Origin of the sequence: Iamia sp. SCSIO 61187 (assembly GCF_019443745.1) — a bacterium.
GTDB lineage: Bacteria > Actinomycetota > Acidimicrobiia > Acidimicrobiales > Iamiaceae > Iamia.
The window spans coordinates 3,585,868-3,601,630 of sequence record NZ_CP050948.1 but is presented as its reverse complement, the minus strand read 5'-3'; the positions used below and the strand labels follow the sequence as shown (position 1 = coordinate 3,601,630).

Sequence of the window (15,763 nt, the reverse complement as noted above, 5' to 3'; positions counted from 1 at the left end):
GGTGGGTCAGGCGCGCGTGCGGGCGGCCTTGGTGGCCTTCACCTTGGTGTCGGCCGTCTTCGCGTCACGAGCGCGCGCCGCGGCCGCCTTCTCCTTGGCCAGGGCCTGCTCCTCGGCGCCGAGGGCCCGGGCCCGGCTGCGGCGGGCCTTGCGCTGGGCGGCCTGCTCGGCCTTGCGCTCGGCCTCGGCGGCCTCGCGCTCCTCGGCCCGGGCCTCCTGCTCGGCCTTCTGCTTGGCCTCGGCCTCGTCGCGGGCGATCTGGGCCTTGCGCTCGGCCTCGGCTCGGGCCGCCTCGTCCTTGGCCCGCTCGGCCTGCTGCCGGCGCGCCTCGAAGGTGGTGTCGGCCTGCTGGCGGCGCTGCTCGGCCTCGGCCTCGAGGTTCGCCGCCTGGCGGAGGCGCTCGACCTTGGCGCTGCGGAGCCGGCCCTCGTCGGCCAGGACGTCGTCGTGGAGGAGGCTGCCGAGGACCTGCTGGACCTGGGCCTCGACGCCCTCGAACACGAGGGCGGGGGGCCACTCCTCCTGGCCCTGCTTGCCGAGGACGGCCTCGGCGGCGGTGAGCGGCAGGCGGCTGGCGGCGAGGCCGAGCCGGACGGCCGATCGGGGGATCTGCTGGATGGTGGACATGGTGGTCACTTCTCCTCGGCGGGCTGGGCCGCCTGGTCGAGGGCGTCGGCCTGGTCCCGGGCCCGCTCGGCCTCGGCCTCGAGGGCGGCGGCGGCGCGGAGCTCCTCGGAGCGCTGGCGCGTGGCCTCGAGCTCCTCGCGGGCAGCGGCCTTCTCCTGGGCGTCGGCCTGGGCCTCCACGGCGTCCTCGCGCCGCTCGGCCTGGGCCTCGACGCGGGCCTGCTCGGCCGCCTTCTCCTGCTCGATGCGCTCCTCGCGCTGGGCGGCGGCCTCCTCCTGGGCCAGCTGGCGGCGCTCGGTCTCGAGCTCGTGCTCGCGCTGGGCCCGCTCGGCCTCCTCGGCGTCCTGGGCCGCCTGGGCCTCGAGCCGCTCGGCGTCGTCGAGGGCGTCGGCCTTCTCTTCGTGGAGGGCGCCCTCGCGAGCGAGGCGCTCGTCGCCGAGGGCGGCGCCGGCGAGGCCCTTGGCCTTGCCCTTCACGCGCTCGACGAGGCTGCTGCCGTCGGTGTCCGGTGTCATGGGTTCCTCTGCGGGTCCTGGGGGGCGAGGCGGGGCCTCGGGGGACATCGGCTGCTACCCGCAGCAAGCAGGATGATGCATGGTGCGAGCACGTCATCGGTCACGGTGGCCCGGCGCGCCGAGGACGGGTCTCGGCGCGAGTGGGTGAGCGGCGGGTGGGCGGGGAGCGCTGGCGCGTGGAGCGCATGGACCCCCTGGAGCTGGTCGTCGACGGGTTGGCGGCCTACCGCCTGACCCGGCTGGCGACGGCCGACGTCATCAGCGAGCCGTGGCGGCGGTCGGTGGTCGACCGGCTGGTGGCGAACGGCGAGGAGCCGCCGGGCGAGGGGGACACGGCCCAGGACGTCGTCGACGCCATGCGCGAGCCGCCGCGGCTGGCGACCCTCCTCACCTGCCGGTGGTGCGCCGGGATGTGGATCGCCGCCGGGGTGGTGGGGGCCCGGACCCTCGCTCCCAAGGCGTGGTCGCCGGTGGCCCGGACGCTCGCCCTGTCGGCGGCGGCGACGCTCATCGCCCGGGCCGAGGACGACGGGTGACGGCCCGCCCCGGAGCCATCGGGCCCGACGCCGGGTAGACCGGGACCATGGCCGACCAGGACGCGTACCGGATCGAGCACGACACCATGGGGGAGGTCCGGGTGCCCCGGGCGGCCCGGTGGGGGGCCCAGACCCAGCGGGCGGTGGAGAACTTCCCCGTCTCCGGGGGGACGGTCGCCCCGGGTCTGATCCACGCCCTCGGCGCCATCAAGGCGGCGGCGGCCGAGGTCAACGCCGAGCTGGGGACCGTCGACGCGGCCGTCGCCGGCGCCATCGCGTCGGCCGCGGCCGAGGTCGCCGCCGGCGACCACGACGGTGAGTTCCCCGTCGACGTGTTCCAGACGGGGTCGGGCACGTCCACCAACATGAACGCCAACGAGGTGATCGCCGGGCTGGCGGCGGAGCGGCTGGGCGCTGCCGTGCACCCGAACGATCACGTCAACGCCTCCCAGTCGTCGAACGACGTGTTCCCCTCGGCCATCCACGTCGCCGCCGCCGTCGCCACGACCCACCATCTGCTCCCCGCCCTCGACCACCTCGTCGAGGTGCTCCGCGACCGGGCCGTGGCCAACGCCGAGGTGGTCAAGGCGGGCCGCACCCACCTGATGGACGCCACGCCGGTGACCCTCGGCCAGGAGCTGGCCGGCTACGCGGCGCAGGTGTCGGCGGCCCGCGAGCGCATCGCCGCCACCCTGCCGCGGGTGGGCGAGCTGCCCCTCGGGGGCACCGCCACCGGGACCGGCCTCAACGCCCCCGAGGGCTTCGCCGCCGCCGTGATCGGACGCCTGGCCGCCGAGCTCGACGTGGACCTCATCGAGGCCCCCGACCACTTCGCCGCCCAGGGGGCCCGCGACCAGCTGGTGAGCCTGTCGGGCGAGCTGCGGGCGCTGGCCGCGGGGCTCCTCAAGGTCGCCAACGACGTGCGCTGGATGGCATCGGGGCCCAAGACGGGCCTGGCCGAGATCCGCATCCCCGACCTCCAGCCCGGTTCGTCGATCATGCCGGGCAAGGTGAACCCGGTGATCCCCGAGGCGGTGAGCCAGGTCGTCGCCCAGGTCTACGGCAACGACGCCGCCGTCGCCTTCGCCGGGAGCCAGGGGAACTTCGAGCTCAACGTCTACCTGCCGGTGATCGCCCGCAACCTGCTCGAGTCGATCTCCCTGCTGGCCACCGTGAGCCGGCTGTTCGCCGATCGCTGCCTGGCGGGCATCGAGGCCGACCGGGACCGCTGCCAGGCCTACGCCGAGGCCACCCCGCAGGCGGCCACCGCCCTCAACCCGGTCCTCGGCTACGAGCGGGTGGCGGCGCTGGTGAAGGAGAGCGCCCGCAGCGGCAAGACGATCCGCGAGGTCGTGCTCGAGGCGGGCGTGCTCGACGAGGCCGAGCTCGACCGGTCCCTCGACCTGCTCGCCCTGACCCGCGGCGGCATCCCCGACAAGGCCTGACGGGCCACGGATGGTGCCAGGCACCATCCGTGCGACCCGGACCGATGCTGTCCGGGTCGGTCGGTACGGTCGCCCCATGGTCGACGATCGCACCGTCCCCCTCGACTGGCACGAGCAGGCCCAGGACCAGCTGGCGTTCCACTGGGAGCACCACGTCCGGCCCCGTCTCGAGGGCCTCACCGACGCCGAGCTCCACTGGGAGCCGGTGCCGGGCTGCTGGGGCGTCCGCCCCCGGGCCGACGCCCGCAGCAGCCACGCCGCAGGAGCGGGGGAGTGGGTCATCGACCTCGCCGTGCCCGAGCCCGACCCGCCGCCGTTCACCACCATCGCCTGGCGCCTCTGGCACGTGATCGAGGGGGTCCTGGGCGGGCGGGCGTCGGCCCACTTCGGCGACGGGACGGGGATCGACCACCAGGGCCGGGACCACGCGCCCGGCGCCGCTGGGACGCTGGCCGCCCTCGACGACGCCTACGCCCGGTGGACGGCCGGCGTGCGCGACCTGGGCCCGGCGGGCATGGCCCGGGCCTGCGGGCCCCACGAGGGGCCCGACGCCGACGCCCCGTTCGGGGCCCTCGTGCTGCACATCAACCGCGAGGTGATCCACCACCTGGCCGAGGTCCTGACCCTGCGGGACCTCCACCGGGTCACCGGGGGCCGGGCCCTGCCGGCCGCCGCGGTCCGACGGGACCCGGCGCCGCTCACCTTCCAGGTCACCTTCGACGCCGTCGACCCCCACGCCCAGGCCCGGTTCTGGGCCGCGGTCATGCACTACGAGGTCGAGGACCACGACGGCTTCGTGCGGGGCCTGCTCGACCAGGGCATCGTCACCGACGACGCCGTGGTCGCGATCGACGGCCGGCTGCACTTCCGCCAGGGCGCCGGCATCCGCCCGCCGGGCGCCGACGAGGCCGAGACGAGCGAGAACAAGCGCATCCTCTTCATGGCGGTGCCCGAGCCGCGGGTGGCCAAGAACCGGGTCCACCTCGACCTCCACGCCGGAGCCCGGGACGACACCGAGGAGGGACGGGAGCGGTTCGCGGCCGAGGTGGCCCGGGTCGTGGGCCTGGGCGCCACGGTCCTGCACCGCCACGACGAGGCCGACGGGCGCTGGGTCACCCTGGCCGACCCCGAGGGCAACGAGCTCTGCCTGGCCTGATCGCCGCCCGGGAGTGCCAGGTGTCACTCGCGTTTCGGCCTCACAGGGTGGTTCAACCCTCACTGTTCGTGGTGAGACGCCGATGGGAGAACGGTCACGACCCAAGGCGGAACACCCATGAGCACCCCCATCCGACACCTGGTCGCCGCAGCCGTCGGCATCCTCGTGCTGGCGACGTCGGCCACGGCGGCGTCGGCGTACCCCGACTCCCCCCGCGCCGCGGCGATCGACGGCACCTGCGAGGGGGAGCTGCGCCGGCTCCACGACCAGGCCCGGGCCACCGCCGGCCTGCCCCCGCTGCGCGAGGACCCCGCCTTCGACCAGGTCTCGCGGGCCTGGGCCGCCAACCTGGCCCGGACCGGCACCCTGGCCCACAACCCGTCCTACGTGGGCCAGATCGCCCGGTACGTCCCCGACTGGCAGAAGATGACCGAGAACGTCGGCTACGCCTCCACGGCCTCCCGGCTCCACCAGGCGTACATGGACTCGCCCGGGCACCGGGCCAACATCCTCGACCGGAGCGTGCAGCGCGTCGGCATCGGCTGCGTCCGCGACGCCAACGGCCGGATGTGGTCGGCGCTCAACTTCGTCGACGCCGGCTCGGCCATCTCCGACCGCCGGCCCACGCCCTTCCGCTCCGCCGGCGACGCCTCGTCCCGCCTGCGGTGGTGGCTCCTCGCCGAGGGCCCGTCGGCCGCCGAGGTCGACTCCGACGCCGCCCAGCTCCTCCGCAGCTGGTCGGCGGCCGACCTGGCGGTCCACCTCGCCGGGTCGTCCCTCCACGACCTCCGGGTGCCCGGCGCGGCGCGCCTCTACGGCGGCGCCTTCGACCGCACCCCCGACGCCCCCGGCCTCAACTTCTGGGTCCAACGGCGCCAGATGGGCTGGGGCCTCCCCCGCATGGCCAACTACTTCGCGACGTCGTCGGAGTTCCAGCGCATGTACGGCGAGCTCGACGACCGGGCCTTCGTCCTGCAGGTGTACCGCAACGTCCTCGACCGCGAGGCCGACGCCGGCGGGGCCAACTACTGGGTCGGTCGCCTGCGCGACGGCGCCACCCGCGGCGACGTCCTCCTCGGCTTCACCGAGACGAGGGAGAACCGGGAGGCCACCCTCTCCGACACGACCGTGTCGTGGGCCTTCGCCCAGATGCTCGGGCGGGTCGCCACCGACGTCGAGCGCACCACCTGGACCACGAACCTCGAGCTCGGGACGGCCACCCCCGCCACCCTCGTCCGCTGGCTCGCCGGGACCAACGCCTTCGCCCAGCGGGTCGCCGCCGGCGGCTACGTCTGATCCGTGCTCACGAGCCGCGCATCTTGCGGCTGAGCTCGTCGAGCCGGCGGCGCTCCTCCTTGGTCAGCGAGTCGATCCCCGACTGGCCGATCTTGTCGAGGAGCACGTCGAGCTCGGCCTGCTCCAGGCGGGTCGGCCCGCCGGGTGAGAAGCCCGACGGCGAGCTCCACGGCCCCTGCGTCACCGTGCCGGCGCCGCCCCGCCGGCGCCGGCCCCGCGACCCCCGGGACCGGGGACCGGGGGCGTCCTTGAGGCGCGGCACCGAGCGGAACTGGTCGATGACGCCCAGCGCCGCCGTCCCCACCAGGGCGATGACGATGCCCAGGAGGAGCAGCAGCAGCGCCCCCCACGCCCGGTAGGCGACGGCGGTGAGGGCGTTGACGCCGACGATCACGGCGGCGAAGACCCAGATCGGGATGCCGAACAGCATCGGCAGGGAGGGCTGGTCGACGGCGATCACGACGAGGAACGCCAGCCCCAGGAGGCTGAGGCCGCCGGCGTAGCCGGTCTCGGCGGTGACCGAGGTCAGGCTCACCAGGGCGGCGGGGACGACCGTCATGGTGGCGACGAGGACGGCGTAGCGCTTGCGGGTGGTCCGGTCCTCGACCATGTGGCCGACGAACCAGAAGAAGGCCAGCCCGATCACGGCGAAGATCGACAGCCCCTCGCCGAAGGGCCAGGTGACGATGCGCCACAGCTCGGCGTCGCGCCGCACGGCGACGGCGTCGAAGACCAGGGGGTCGAGGGCGGCCGGGCTGGCGACCCAGACCAGCATCGAGAACGCACCCAGGAACACCAGCAGCGCGGTCGTGGTGACCTCGAGCTCGCCGACGCGGAACCATCCCACGCGGTCGTCGGAGCCGGAACCGAATCGGGCGAACACGGGACCGACGGTAGCCGTGGGGGCTGGGCGACCTCGGACCGGTCAGACGGGGGAGCCGCTGAAGGGTGCGGGTGCACCCGGCGGCGGCACCTCGACCTTCGACCACGACATCATCTGGGTGAGGGTCCCCACGGCCCCGTCCCACGCCACCGGGTCCCACCCCTCGGCCGTGCTGACCACGACCCGGTCCTGGCGCAGGTGCACGAAGGCGGGCAGGCGCTCGAGCCCGACGCCGCGCACGAACGAGCGGTCGGCGTCGCAGAAGGTCAGCAGGGTGTCCGCCCACGGTCCGAGGAAGGTGCGGGCGTCGGCGGCGTCGGCGGTCACGACCCAGCCGACCCGGCAGTCGGCGCCGGTGAACTCGGTCAGGATCCGGCCCGCGGTGTCGAGGAGCCAGGAGCTCTCCGAGGTGTACGGGTCGATCACGACCACCGCCAGCTGGAACGTCGTGAGCCAGTCGTCGAGGCTGGCGGTGTCGCCGCTCAGGGCGGTGAGGGAGACGCTCTCGGGGACCTGCTCGGCGACGGGCACGGCCAGAAGGTAGCAACGGCCCGGGAGCGGCTCGAAACCGTCGCTGCGGGTAGGTTCGGGTCCGTGCTCGCCGTCCTCGGAAATGACACCTTCATCCACCGCCTCTTCTTCCTGCTGCACATCCTCACGGCCATCGTGGCGTTCGCCCCGGCCTTCGTGTGGCCGATCGTCAACGCCCAGACGCGCAAGCGGGGGGTGAAGGTGTCGGCCGACGTCGCCGGGCAGGCCGCGGTCAACAACGTGATCGTGCACGGCCCGGCCCTCGTGCTCGCCGGCGTGTTCGGCCTCCTGATGGTGATCACCTCGACCGAGTCGATCTCCGGCGACAAGGTGTTCGAGTTCTCCCAGGCGTGGGTCTCCATCGCCTTCCTGCTGTGGTTCGCGCTGGTCGGCGTCGTGTTCGGGCTGCTCGCCCCGTCCGAGCGCAAGGCCGCCGCCGGTGATGCCGCCGCCGGCAAGAGGGCCGCCATGTTCGGCGGCATCGTCCACCTCCTCCTCCTGCTGACGCTGATCGACATGATCTGGAAGCCGGGGCTCTAGACCGGGGTGCACCCGATCGAGCACCTCCGCTACGTCGCCCGGGCCGGCGGGGCCGATCCCGTCGACCTGGCCTCGGAGGCCGCCCACGCCCTGGGCGCGTTCGACGACGACCCGGCCGGGCTGGTCGCCGCCGCCCGCCAGCTGGTCGCCCGCCACCGGGCCGTGGGACCGCTGTGGTGGCTGTGCAGCCGGGTGCTCGTCGCCCCCGAGCCCATGGCCGAGGGGCTGGCCGCCGCCCGCGAGCTGGAGGCCGACCCGACCGACGGCGTGCTCGCCGCGTTCCTCCCCGACGAGGCCCGCGTCCTGATCGTCGGCTGGCCGGCCACGGTGGTCCCGGCCCTGGCCCGCCGGGGCGACCTCGACGTGCTCGCCGCCGACGACGGGACCGGGGTCGACGTGGGCCGGGCCCTGGCCCGGGTCGACATCCCCGTGCTCGACGTGCCCTCGCAGGGCGTCGGGGCGGCGGCTGCCACCGCGGAGGTCGTCCTCCTCGAGGCCCTCGCCGCCGGGCCGGCCGCAGCCCTGTGCGCCCCGGGCAGCCGGTCGGCCGCCGCCGTGGCCCGGGCCGCGGGGCGCACGGTGTGGCTGGTGGCGGGGGTGGGCCGCGTCCTCCCCGGACCGACCTACGACGCCTGCGCGGCCGGGGCGGTCGACCCCGACGAACCCTGGGAGGCCGACCTCGACGTCGTCCCCCTCGACCTGGTCGACCGGGTCGTGCGCACCGAGGGCCCCGTCGACGTCGCCACCGGCGTGGCCTCGCCCGGCTGCCCCGTCGCCCCCGAGCTCCTCGTCCCGGCGAGGACCCCCGGTTCCTTCCAGCCCTAGCTAGTACGTCCCGCCGAGCTTGGTGTGGTCCCAGGAGACCGTCTTGTCGGGGTGGAAGAGGAGGGCCACGCGCTTGTTGATGACCATCTCGGCGGCGGCGAGGCGGTCGGACTCGGACACCTCGGGGTGGTAGCGCTCGAGCACGGACACGGCGATGCCGAGGAGGGTGTCGTGGTCGTCGGTGACCTCCATGGTGCCGACCAGCTCGACGCCCTGGAGGTTCTCGTACCGGTCGCCCGCCTCGACCAGAGCCGTCACCCGCGGGTCGCGCTTCAGGTTCTGGACCTTCTGCGACCGGCCGAAGGTCTCGAACCCGATGGTGCCGTCGGCGGTGAACCCGTACCACATCGCCACCATGTGGATCGTCCCGTCGTGGTTGTGGGTGGCCAGGTTCATGGTGCGGGGTCCGTGGAGGAAGGCCTGCACCTCGTCCGGGGTCATCTTGATGAGGTCGCGGCGTGACATCGGAGGATCATGCCCCGCCCTGGGTAGGGTGCGCGGCATGGGTCAGAACGTGGAGTTCAGCAACGGCGACGAGACGGCCAGCGGCTACCTGAGCGTGCCCGAGAGCGGGTCCGGCCCCGGCCTGATCGTCATCCAGGAGTGGTGGGGCCTGGTCGACCACATCCGCGACGTGTGCGACCGCTTCGCCGTCGAGGGGTTCGTGGCCCTGGCGCCCGACCTCTACCACGGCGAGTCCACCACCGAGCCGGACGAGGCCGGGAAGCTGATGATGGCCCTGAACCTCGACCAGGCCGTGGCCGACATGTCGGGGGCCATCGCCTACCTCCAGCAGCACGAGGCGACGACCTCGGAGTCGCTCGGCGTCACCGGGTTCTGCATGGGCGGCGGCCTGGCCCTGGTCCTCGCGGCCGAGCGCCCCGCCGCCTTCTCCATCTGCGTGCCGTGGTACGGGCTGATCCCGTGGGAGCACGCCCAGCCCGACTGGTCGAACGTCCAGGCCAAGGTGCGGGGCAACTTCGCCGAGAAGGACGGGTTCTTCGGACCCGACAAGGCCAAGGCCCTGGAGGTCGACCTGAAGGCGGCGGGCGTCGACGCCGACATCGAGATCTTCCCCGGGGTCGACCACGCCTTCTTCAACGACACCCGACCCGAGGTCCACGACCCCGAGCAGTCGGCCCGGGCCTGGGCCCGGACGATCTCCGCCCTCCACACCGAGCTGGGCTAGCCGGCCGGTGAGCGCCGACGTCGTCGAGCGGTACGTCCGCCTGGGGCTGGCGCTCGGCCGCCACCTCGACGGGCTCGTCGATGCCTACTACGGCCCGCCGTCGTGGGCGGCCGAGGCCGAGGCCGGCGATCCGACCCCGCTGCCCGCCCTCGTCGCCGACGCCGCCCGCCTCGTCGCCGACATCGACCAGGGCGCCGACGCCGTCGTCGAGGGCCGGCGCCGGGCGTGGCTGCGGGCCCAGGCGGTCGGGCTGCACACGGTGGGGCGGAGCCTCGCCGGCGAGCCGCTGGGCTACCTCGACGAGGTCGAGGCGAGCTACGGCGTCCGTCCCGAGCCGGTGGCCGAGGACGCCCTCGCCGCCGCCCACCGCCGCCTGGCCGAGGCCCTGCCCGGCGACGGCGACCTCCGCGAGCGGGTGATCGCCTGGCGCGAGGCCCACACCATCCCGCCCGATCGCCTCGACGAGGCCATCCGCACCATCGCCGAGGACTTCGCGGCGCGCACCCGCGCCGCCTTCGGGCTCCCCGACGGCGAGCAGGTCGAGTGGGTGCTCGAGACCGACAAGCCGTGGAGCGGCTTCAACTACTACCTCGGCGACCTGCGCAGCCGGGTGGCCATCAACGTCGACCTGCCGGTCCAGTCGCTGGTCCTGGGCCACCTCGTCGCCCACGAGGCCTACCCGGGGCACCACACCGAGCACTGCCGCAAGGAGGTCGGCCTGGTCCGCCGGCGGGGGCAGGTCGAGGAGTCGATCTTCCTCGTGGGGACGCCGCAGTGCCTCCTGGCCGAGGGCCTGGCCGACGCCGCCCTCGAGGCGCTCGTCGGCCCCGACACCGAGGCCGCCATGGCGCCCCTGTTCGCCGACCTGGGCCTCCGCTACGACGCCGACGAGGCCGCCGCCGTCCGCGGCGCCCTGGCGTCGGTCAGCAAGGCCCGGGGCAACCTGGCCCTGATGCTCCACGCCGACGGCCGACCGGCCGCCGAGGTGGTGGCCTGGGCCGAGCGGTGGCTGCTGCTCCCGAGGGCCCGGGCCGAGAAGCAGGTGGCCTTCATCAGCGACCCGACCTGGCGGGCCTACATCTTCTGCTACACCGAGGGCGTCGAGCTGTGCCGCCGCTTCGTCGCCGGCGACCCCGCCCGCTTCGACCGCCTGCTCGCCGAGCAGCTCGTCCCCGGCGACCTCGTCGCCCCCGCCGCCTGACCGGAACCGTCGCCACGATGGCCGGAACGTCGGCTGCCCGGGCGTCGGCGGCGGCGTAGCGTCGCCGCCGTGACCAAGACGATCGGGATCCTCCTCTTCGACGGCGTGGAGGAGCTCGACGCGGTCGGGCCGTGGGAGGTCCTGGCCGCCTGGTGCGCCTTCTGGCCCGACGACGGGTGGCGGGTCACCACCTTCACCGTCGACGGCGGGCCCGTCACCGCGGCGAAGGGGCTCCCGATGGTCCCCCACCACGGCGCCGCCGACGTCGGGGCCATGGAGATCGTCCTCCACCCAGGGGGTCAGGGCACCCGCCCGCTGCTGAAGGACCCCGACCACCTCGACCGGGTGCGGGCCTGGGCGGCGGCGGCCGAGATCACCACGAGCGTGTGCACCGGGTCCCTCGTCTACGCCGCCGCCGGCCTGCTCGCCGGTCGCCCGGCCACGACCCACTGGGGCTCGCTCGACACCCTGGCGGAGCTGGACCCGACGATCGAGGTCCGGCCCGACGACCGCTACGTCGACGACGGCGACGTCATCACCTCCGCGGGCGTCAGCGCCGGGATCGACATGGCGCTGGCCCTCGTCGCCCGGCTCGCCACCCCCGAGCGCTCGGCCGAGGTCCGCCGCTACATCCAGTACGACCCGGCCCCGCCCCACTGATCCACCTCTGCCGCCTAGCGTCGCCACCATGGAGCGCACCGGACCGTTCTGGGACGTCATGGAGGGCCGGGCCGATCCGCCACCCGTCGCCGAGCTGCTCGGCTTCGAGCTGCTCACCATCGATCCGGACGCAGGGACGATCGAGGTCGCCTTCACCGGCCGGCCCGAGTTCCGCAACCCGGCCGGCGACGTCCAGGGCGGCATCCTGGCCGCCATGTTGGACGACACCATGGGGCCGGCCCTGGTGGCCACCCTCGGTCCCGGCGAGTGGGCGCCCACCGCCGACCTCCACGTCCAGTTCCTGGCCCCCGCCCGGCCGGGTGCGTTCGTCGGCCGCGGCCGGGTCGTGCGGCGCGGCCGCACCGTCGCCTTCCTCGCCGGCGACCTGGTCGACGCCGCCGGCACGGTCGTCGCCACCGCGACCGCCACGGCCGTGGTGCGGTCCGCCCGCTGATCCCCTTCAGTCGGGCAGGGCGTGGGCGAGCTCGTGGTGGGGCTGGTAGATCATCATGGTGCCGGCACCCGGGACGGCGATCGTGCCGCACCGACCGTAGGGCTGCTCCTGCACGTCGTCGGACACCTCGACGCCCCGGCCCCGCAGGTCGGCGAGGGTGGCGTCGAGGTCGTCGCACATCAACGACACCTGGGCGTGCGGGATCGTGCCCCAGACCTCGCCGTGCTCGCCCCGGGTCGGGTGGACCCCGACCTCCGAGGGTGGCGTCTTGAAGATCAGCCAGCCGCCGCCGGCGTCGATGTGGTTCCACCCCAGGACGTCCCGCAGGAAGGCCCGGGTGGCGTCGGGGTCGTCGGAGTAGACGATGGAGTGGTATCCCGTGATCACGGGGCCATGATGCTCCGATGGCCGACGCCCCGCCCGCTGACCTCCCGCCGCTCGACCCGGTGCCCGAGGACTGGGACGTCGGGCTGGCGGTCGTCGCCCACCCCGACGACATGGAGTACGGGGCGTCGGCCGCCGTCGCCCGATGGACCGACCAGGGCAAGACGGTCGCCTACCTGCTGGTGACGGCGGGCGAGGCCGGCATCGACGCCATGGCGCCCGAGGAGGTCGCCCCGCTCCGGGCGCGGGAGCAGCGGGCCGCCTGCGGGGCGGTCGGGGTGACCGACCTCCAGATCCTCGACCACCCCGACGGCATGCTCGAGCCCTCGCTCGCCCTGCGGTCCGACATCGCCGCCGCCATCCGCCGGGTCCGGCCCGAGATGGTGATCACCCTGAACCACCGGGAGACCTTCGCCACCGGCGGGTTGAACATGGCCGACCACGTCGTCACCGGCCGGGCCGTGGTCGACGCCGTCCGCGACGCCGCCAACCGCTGGGTGTTCCGGTCGCTCGCCGAGGACGACGGGCTCGAGCCCTGGGGTGGCGTGCGCTGGGTGGCGGTGGCCAACTCGCCCCAGCCGACGCACGGCGTGCCCGTGTCCGAGGGCGACATCGATCGGGCCGTCAGCTCCCTCGCCGCCCACGAGGTCTACCTGCAGGGTCTCGGCCCGGGACCCATGAGCGACCCGGGCGGCTTCCTCCGCCAGCTCTTCTCCGCCGCCGGCCCCCGCCTCGGCTCACCGACGGCGATGACCTTCGAGCTCCTGGCGATGTAGTCAGTACGAGAAGGTCGTGGCGCCGTCGCCGATCCACTCCCACAGCTGGACGGTGCCGCCCGGGGTGGCGCCGTCGATGAAGGCGTCGGCGTCGAGCTGCCGGGACGCGATGCAGATGGGGCAGACGAGGTAGGTGCCGCCGGCCGCGGTGTAGCGGGCCAGCAGGTCGGCGAGCGGGGGGCAGCCCTCGCAGGCCACACCGACGGCGACCCCGGGGACCACGAGGCGGACCGCCTCCTTGGTGAGGAACATGGTCGTGGGCCGTCCCGACTCGGCGGCGCCGACGGCGACGAGGAAGGCGACGGTGACCTTCTCGGGGTCCTCGAGGCCGGTGGTGAGGCTGATGGCAGCGCGGGTGTTCGTCATGGGGGCGATCGTCGCCCGCCCGGTCCCGACGCGCCGCTACAGAAGGTGAAGTACGGTCCCGCCGTGACCAGCTACGGCCAGTTCTGCCCCGTGGCCAAGGCCGCGGACGTCCTCGGCCCCCGATGGGCGGTCCTGGTGGTGCGGGAGATGCTGTGCGGGAGCCGCCGCTTCGGCGAGATCCAGCGGGGGGTGCCGGGCTGCCCGCCCGCCACCCTCTCCAAGCGGCTCAAGGAGCTCGTCGTCGCCGGCGTCGCCGTGCGCCACGACGGACCCGACGGCGTCACCTACGACCTCACCGAGGCGGGCCTCGAGCTGTACCCCATCGTCGAGGGCCTGGGGCGGTGGGCCCAGCGCTGGGCCCGCAGCACCTACGGGCCCGACGAGCTCGACGCCGACCTCCTGCTGTGGGACGTCCGCCGCTTCCTCGCGGCCGACGGGCTGGGCGTCGACCGGGCGGTCGTGGAGCTGCGGGTGCGGTCCGCCCGACGGGTCCAGCGCTACTGGATCACCGTCGACCCGGGCGCGGTCGACCTGTGCCTCGTCGAGCCCCAGCGCACGGTCGACCTCCTCGTCGAGGCCGACCTGCGGGCCCTCACCCAGGTCTGGATGGGCGACATCACCTTCGCCGCCGCCGTGGGCGACCGCCGGGTCGTGGTGTCGGGTGCGCCCGCCCTCGCCCGCCGGTTCCCGGGCTGGTTCGGACGGCACCCCGTCCTGGCCGCCGAGCCGGGCTAGCCGGCGTCGGCGACGAGCTTGCGGGCGATGACCTTGATGCAGAGGGTCTCGTCGGCACCCTCGAAGATGCTGAGCACCCGGGCGTCGACGAAGTAGCGGCTGACGTCGTACTCCTCGGCGTAGCCCATGCCGCCGTGGATCTGCATGGCCTCGCGGGTGACCCACTCGGCCGCCTTGCACACGTAGGCCTTGATGAGGGTGGCCTCCATGGCCCCCTCGCCCTTGGCCATCAGCCGGGCGACGACGTAGGCGAACTGCCGGCTGGCCTGGATGACGGTGGCCATCCGGCCGAGCTTGGCCTGGGTCAGCTGGTACTCGGAGATGGGCTGGCCGAAGACCTTGCGGTCGACCGCGTACTGGCGGGCGGCCTCGTAGGCGGCCTGCATGACGCCGATGGCCCGGGCCGCGGTCTGGATGCGGCCGTTCTCGAAGCCGGCCATCTGGTAGTAGAAGCCGCGCCCCTCGCCGCCCTCCATGCCGATCAGGTTCTCGGCCGGGACGAACCAGCTGTCGAGGGCGATCTCGTAGGAGTGCATGCCCCGGTAGCCGATGGTGTCGATCGGGCGGCCCTCCATCTTCCCGCCGCCGGGGACGCCGTCGCCGGCCTCCTGGACGATCTCGAAGCCGTGGCCGTCGCCCCGCGGCTTGGGGGCGATGAACATCGACAGGCCCCGGTGGCCCTTGGAGCGGTCCGGGTCGGTGCGGGCGAGGAGGAGGAGCACGTCGGCGCGGGCGCCGAAGGTGCACCAGGTCTTGACGCCGTTGATCAACCAGCCGCCCTCGGTCGGGGTGGCGGTGACCTTCACGCCGGCGACGTCGGAGCCGTAGTCGGGCTCGGTGACGGCCACCGCGTTCATGACCTCGGCCGAGGCGAGCTGCGGGAGCCAGTGCTGCTTCTGCTCCTCGGTGCCGCCGGCGATCAGGGCCCGGGCGAGGATCTCGGGTCGGGTGATGAGCGAGCCGCCGGCGCCGAGCGAGCCCCGGGACAGCTCCTCGGTGGCGACGACCATGCCGATGTACTCGCCCTCGCCGCCCTCCCCGTAGCCGCCGTACTCGGTCGGGATGGAGAGGCCGAAGGCGCCCAGCTCGGCGAGCCCGCTGATGATCTCCTCGGGGATGTCGCCGTTGGTGCGGTGGATGTGCTCGGCGATGGGCGCCAGCTCCTTCTCGGCGAAGCGCCGGAAGGTGTCCTGGACGAGCTCGAAGTCGTCGTCGAGGTGGCGGGGGCCGTCGCTGTCGATGGAGGCCAGGAAGGCCGGGTCGCGGAACGCGGCGAGGAAGTCGCGGGTGCCGTCGAGGGCGCCGACGGGGACGCCCCACTCGGCCTCGCGGCCGAAGATCTTGCCGCCGAGGTCGCCGATGGCGTCGGCGATGAAGGCGCAGGTGATGCGGGCCTCGATGTCGCCCTTGCCGCCGTAGTCGAGCAGGCCGCGGCCGGTCGCCACGGCCGCGGCGGCGTGGGCCACCTCGTAGGCCAGCACCTGGCGGGCGTCGATGCCGTCGGCGACGAGCACGGCGACGGCCCCGTCGACGACCGCCTGGGCGGCGTCGAGGGCCGCCGAGGCGGCGGCGAGATCGGGGGCGGCGATGTCGGTCGAGGCGCTCATACGGCCAGGAAAAGTACCGGTCCCCGGCCCCTCGCCC

The 15,763-nt window shown here is 74.3% G+C and carries 20 protein-coding genes and 1 pseudogene; 13 read left to right on the top strand and 8 right to left on the bottom strand.

Annotated elements, in window-relative coordinates; genetic code table 11:
• Positions 1–6: 6 nt before the first annotated feature.
• On the bottom strand, positions 7–627 hold the full coding sequence (locus tag HC251_RS17165; RefSeq protein ID WP_219941831.1) for a hypothetical protein: 621 nt from the start codon (positions 625–627) through the stop codon (positions 7–9).
• Positions 628–632: 5 nt separating this feature from the next.
• Positions 633–1,142, bottom strand: a complete 510-nt coding sequence (locus tag HC251_RS17160; RefSeq protein ID WP_219941830.1) for a hypothetical protein — start codon at positions 1,140–1,142, stop codon at positions 633–635.
• Positions 1,143–1,327: 185 nt separating this feature from the next.
• Between HC251_RS17160 and HC251_RS17155 the strand changes: the two genes are divergently transcribed.
• The 5 genes and pseudogenes from HC251_RS17155 to HC251_RS17140 all read left to right on the top strand — a co-directional run bounded on the left by HC251_RS17155 (position 1,328) and on the right by HC251_RS17140 (position 5,575).
• Positions 1,328–1,678 (top strand): DUF1360 domain-containing protein, encoded by a 351-nt coding sequence (locus HC251_RS17155; protein WP_219941829.1) that lies wholly within the window; start codon positions 1,328–1,330, stop codon positions 1,676–1,678.
• A 47-nt stretch (positions 1,679–1,725) separates the two neighbouring features.
• Positions 1,726–3,123: an aspartate ammonia-lyase gene (locus HC251_RS17150; RefSeq protein ID WP_219941828.1), complete on the top strand. Its 1,398-nt coding sequence runs from the start codon at positions 1,726–1,728 to the stop codon at positions 3,121–3,123.
• Between the two features lie 76 nt (positions 3,124–3,199).
• Positions 3,200–3,763: pseudogene (locus HC251_RS26260) on the top strand (DinB family protein); the annotation flags it as partial.
• The gene (locus HC251_RS26255) at positions 3,743–4,279 is read left to right on the top strand and encodes a VOC family protein (RefSeq protein WP_370651305.1); all 537 of its coding nucleotides are present in this window, start codon (positions 3,743–3,745) and stop codon (positions 4,277–4,279) included. The pseudogene HC251_RS26260 and the gene HC251_RS26255, both read left to right, overlap by 21 nt.
• A 117-nt stretch (positions 4,280–4,396) precedes the next feature.
• Entirely contained in the window at positions 4,397–5,575 is a 1,179-nt protein-coding gene (locus tag HC251_RS17140; protein WP_219941826.1) for a DUF4214 domain-containing protein, read from the top strand.
• 7 nt (positions 5,576–5,582) lie between these two features.
• Here HC251_RS17140 and HC251_RS17135 read toward each other — a convergent pair whose 3' ends face one another.
• Together HC251_RS17135 and HC251_RS17130 are read right to left on the bottom strand one after the other, a co-directional pair.
• Positions 5,583–6,458, bottom strand: a complete 876-nt coding sequence (locus HC251_RS17135) for a DUF6576 domain-containing protein (protein WP_219941825.1) — start codon at positions 6,456–6,458, stop codon at positions 5,583–5,585.
• Positions 6,459–6,500: 42 nt separating this feature from the next.
• Complete coding sequence (locus HC251_RS17130; RefSeq protein ID WP_219941824.1) at positions 6,501–6,989, bottom strand: hypothetical protein; 489 nt, start codon at positions 6,987–6,989, stop codon at positions 6,501–6,503.
• 63 nt (positions 6,990–7,052) lie between these two features.
• Between HC251_RS17130 and HC251_RS17125 the strand changes: the two genes are divergently transcribed.
• Positions 7,053–7,529 carry a hypothetical protein gene (locus HC251_RS17125; RefSeq protein ID WP_219941823.1) on the top strand — a complete coding sequence of 159 codons (477 nt, stop codon included), beginning with the start codon at positions 7,053–7,055 and terminating at the stop codon, positions 7,527–7,529.
• Positions 7,530–7,535: 6 nt separating this feature from the next.
• Positions 7,536–8,354 carry a hypothetical protein gene (locus tag HC251_RS17120; protein ID WP_219941822.1) on the top strand — a complete coding sequence of 273 codons (819 nt, stop codon included), beginning with the start codon at positions 7,536–7,538 and terminating at the stop codon, positions 8,352–8,354.
• Here the strand turns inward: HC251_RS17120 and HC251_RS17115 are convergent, their stop codons facing one another.
• Positions 8,355–8,819 carry a pyridoxamine 5'-phosphate oxidase family protein gene (locus HC251_RS17115; RefSeq protein WP_219941821.1) on the bottom strand — a complete coding sequence of 155 codons (465 nt, stop codon included), beginning with the start codon at positions 8,817–8,819 and terminating at the stop codon, positions 8,355–8,357. It lies immediately after the preceding gene.
• 37 nt (positions 8,820–8,856) lie between these two features.
• On the opposite strand from HC251_RS17115, the gene HC251_RS17110 reads away from it, so the two are divergent.
• The 4 genes from HC251_RS17110 (at position 8,857) to HC251_RS17095 (ending at position 11,858) form a co-directional block, all read left to right on the top strand.
• On the top strand, positions 8,857–9,543 hold the full coding sequence (locus tag HC251_RS17110; protein WP_219941820.1) for a dienelactone hydrolase family protein: 687 nt from the start codon (positions 8,857–8,859) through the stop codon (positions 9,541–9,543).
• Between the two features lie 7 nt (positions 9,544–9,550).
• Positions 9,551–10,744 (top strand): hypothetical protein, encoded by a 1,194-nt coding sequence (locus HC251_RS17105; RefSeq protein WP_219941819.1) that lies wholly within the window; start codon positions 9,551–9,553, stop codon positions 10,742–10,744.
• 69 nt (positions 10,745–10,813) lie between these two features.
• Positions 10,814–11,404, top strand: coding sequence for a DJ-1/PfpI family protein (locus HC251_RS17100; RefSeq protein ID WP_219941818.1), 591 nt, complete (start codon positions 10,814–10,816; stop codon positions 11,402–11,404).
• 28 nt (positions 11,405–11,432) lie between these two features.
• Entirely contained in the window at positions 11,433–11,858 is a 426-nt protein-coding gene (locus HC251_RS17095; RefSeq protein WP_219941817.1) for a PaaI family thioesterase, read from the top strand.
• Between the two features lie 6 nt (positions 11,859–11,864).
• On the opposite strand, the gene HC251_RS17090 is transcribed toward HC251_RS17095, so the two are convergent.
• A complete protein-coding gene (locus HC251_RS17090) occupies positions 11,865–12,245 on the bottom strand; it encodes a VOC family protein (protein ID WP_219941816.1) in 381 nt (126 codons plus the stop codon).
• Positions 12,246–12,262: 17 nt separating this feature from the next.
• On the opposite strand from HC251_RS17090, the gene HC251_RS17085 reads away from it, so the two are divergent.
• Positions 12,263–13,018, top strand: a complete 756-nt coding sequence (locus HC251_RS17085; protein ID WP_219941815.1) for a PIG-L deacetylase family protein — start codon at positions 12,263–12,265, stop codon at positions 13,016–13,018.
• Here HC251_RS17085 and HC251_RS17080 read toward each other — a convergent pair whose 3' ends face one another.
• Positions 13,019–13,384 (bottom strand): DsrE family protein, encoded by a 366-nt coding sequence (locus HC251_RS17080; protein WP_219941814.1) that lies wholly within the window; start codon positions 13,382–13,384, stop codon positions 13,019–13,021. It abuts the gene before it with no gap.
• Positions 13,385–13,447: 63 nt separating this feature from the next.
• On the opposite strand from HC251_RS17080, the gene HC251_RS17075 reads away from it, so the two are divergent.
• On the top strand, positions 13,448–14,119 hold the full coding sequence (locus HC251_RS17075) for a helix-turn-helix domain-containing protein (protein ID WP_219941813.1): 672 nt from the start codon (positions 13,448–13,450) through the stop codon (positions 14,117–14,119).
• Here the strand turns inward: HC251_RS17075 and HC251_RS17070 are convergent.
• A complete protein-coding gene (locus HC251_RS17070) occupies positions 14,116–15,726 on the bottom strand; it encodes an acyl-CoA dehydrogenase family protein (RefSeq protein WP_219941812.1) in 1,611 nt (536 codons plus the stop codon). The two genes, HC251_RS17075 and HC251_RS17070, sit on opposite strands and share 4 nt — an antisense overlap.
• Positions 15,727–15,763: the final 37 nt, after the last annotated feature.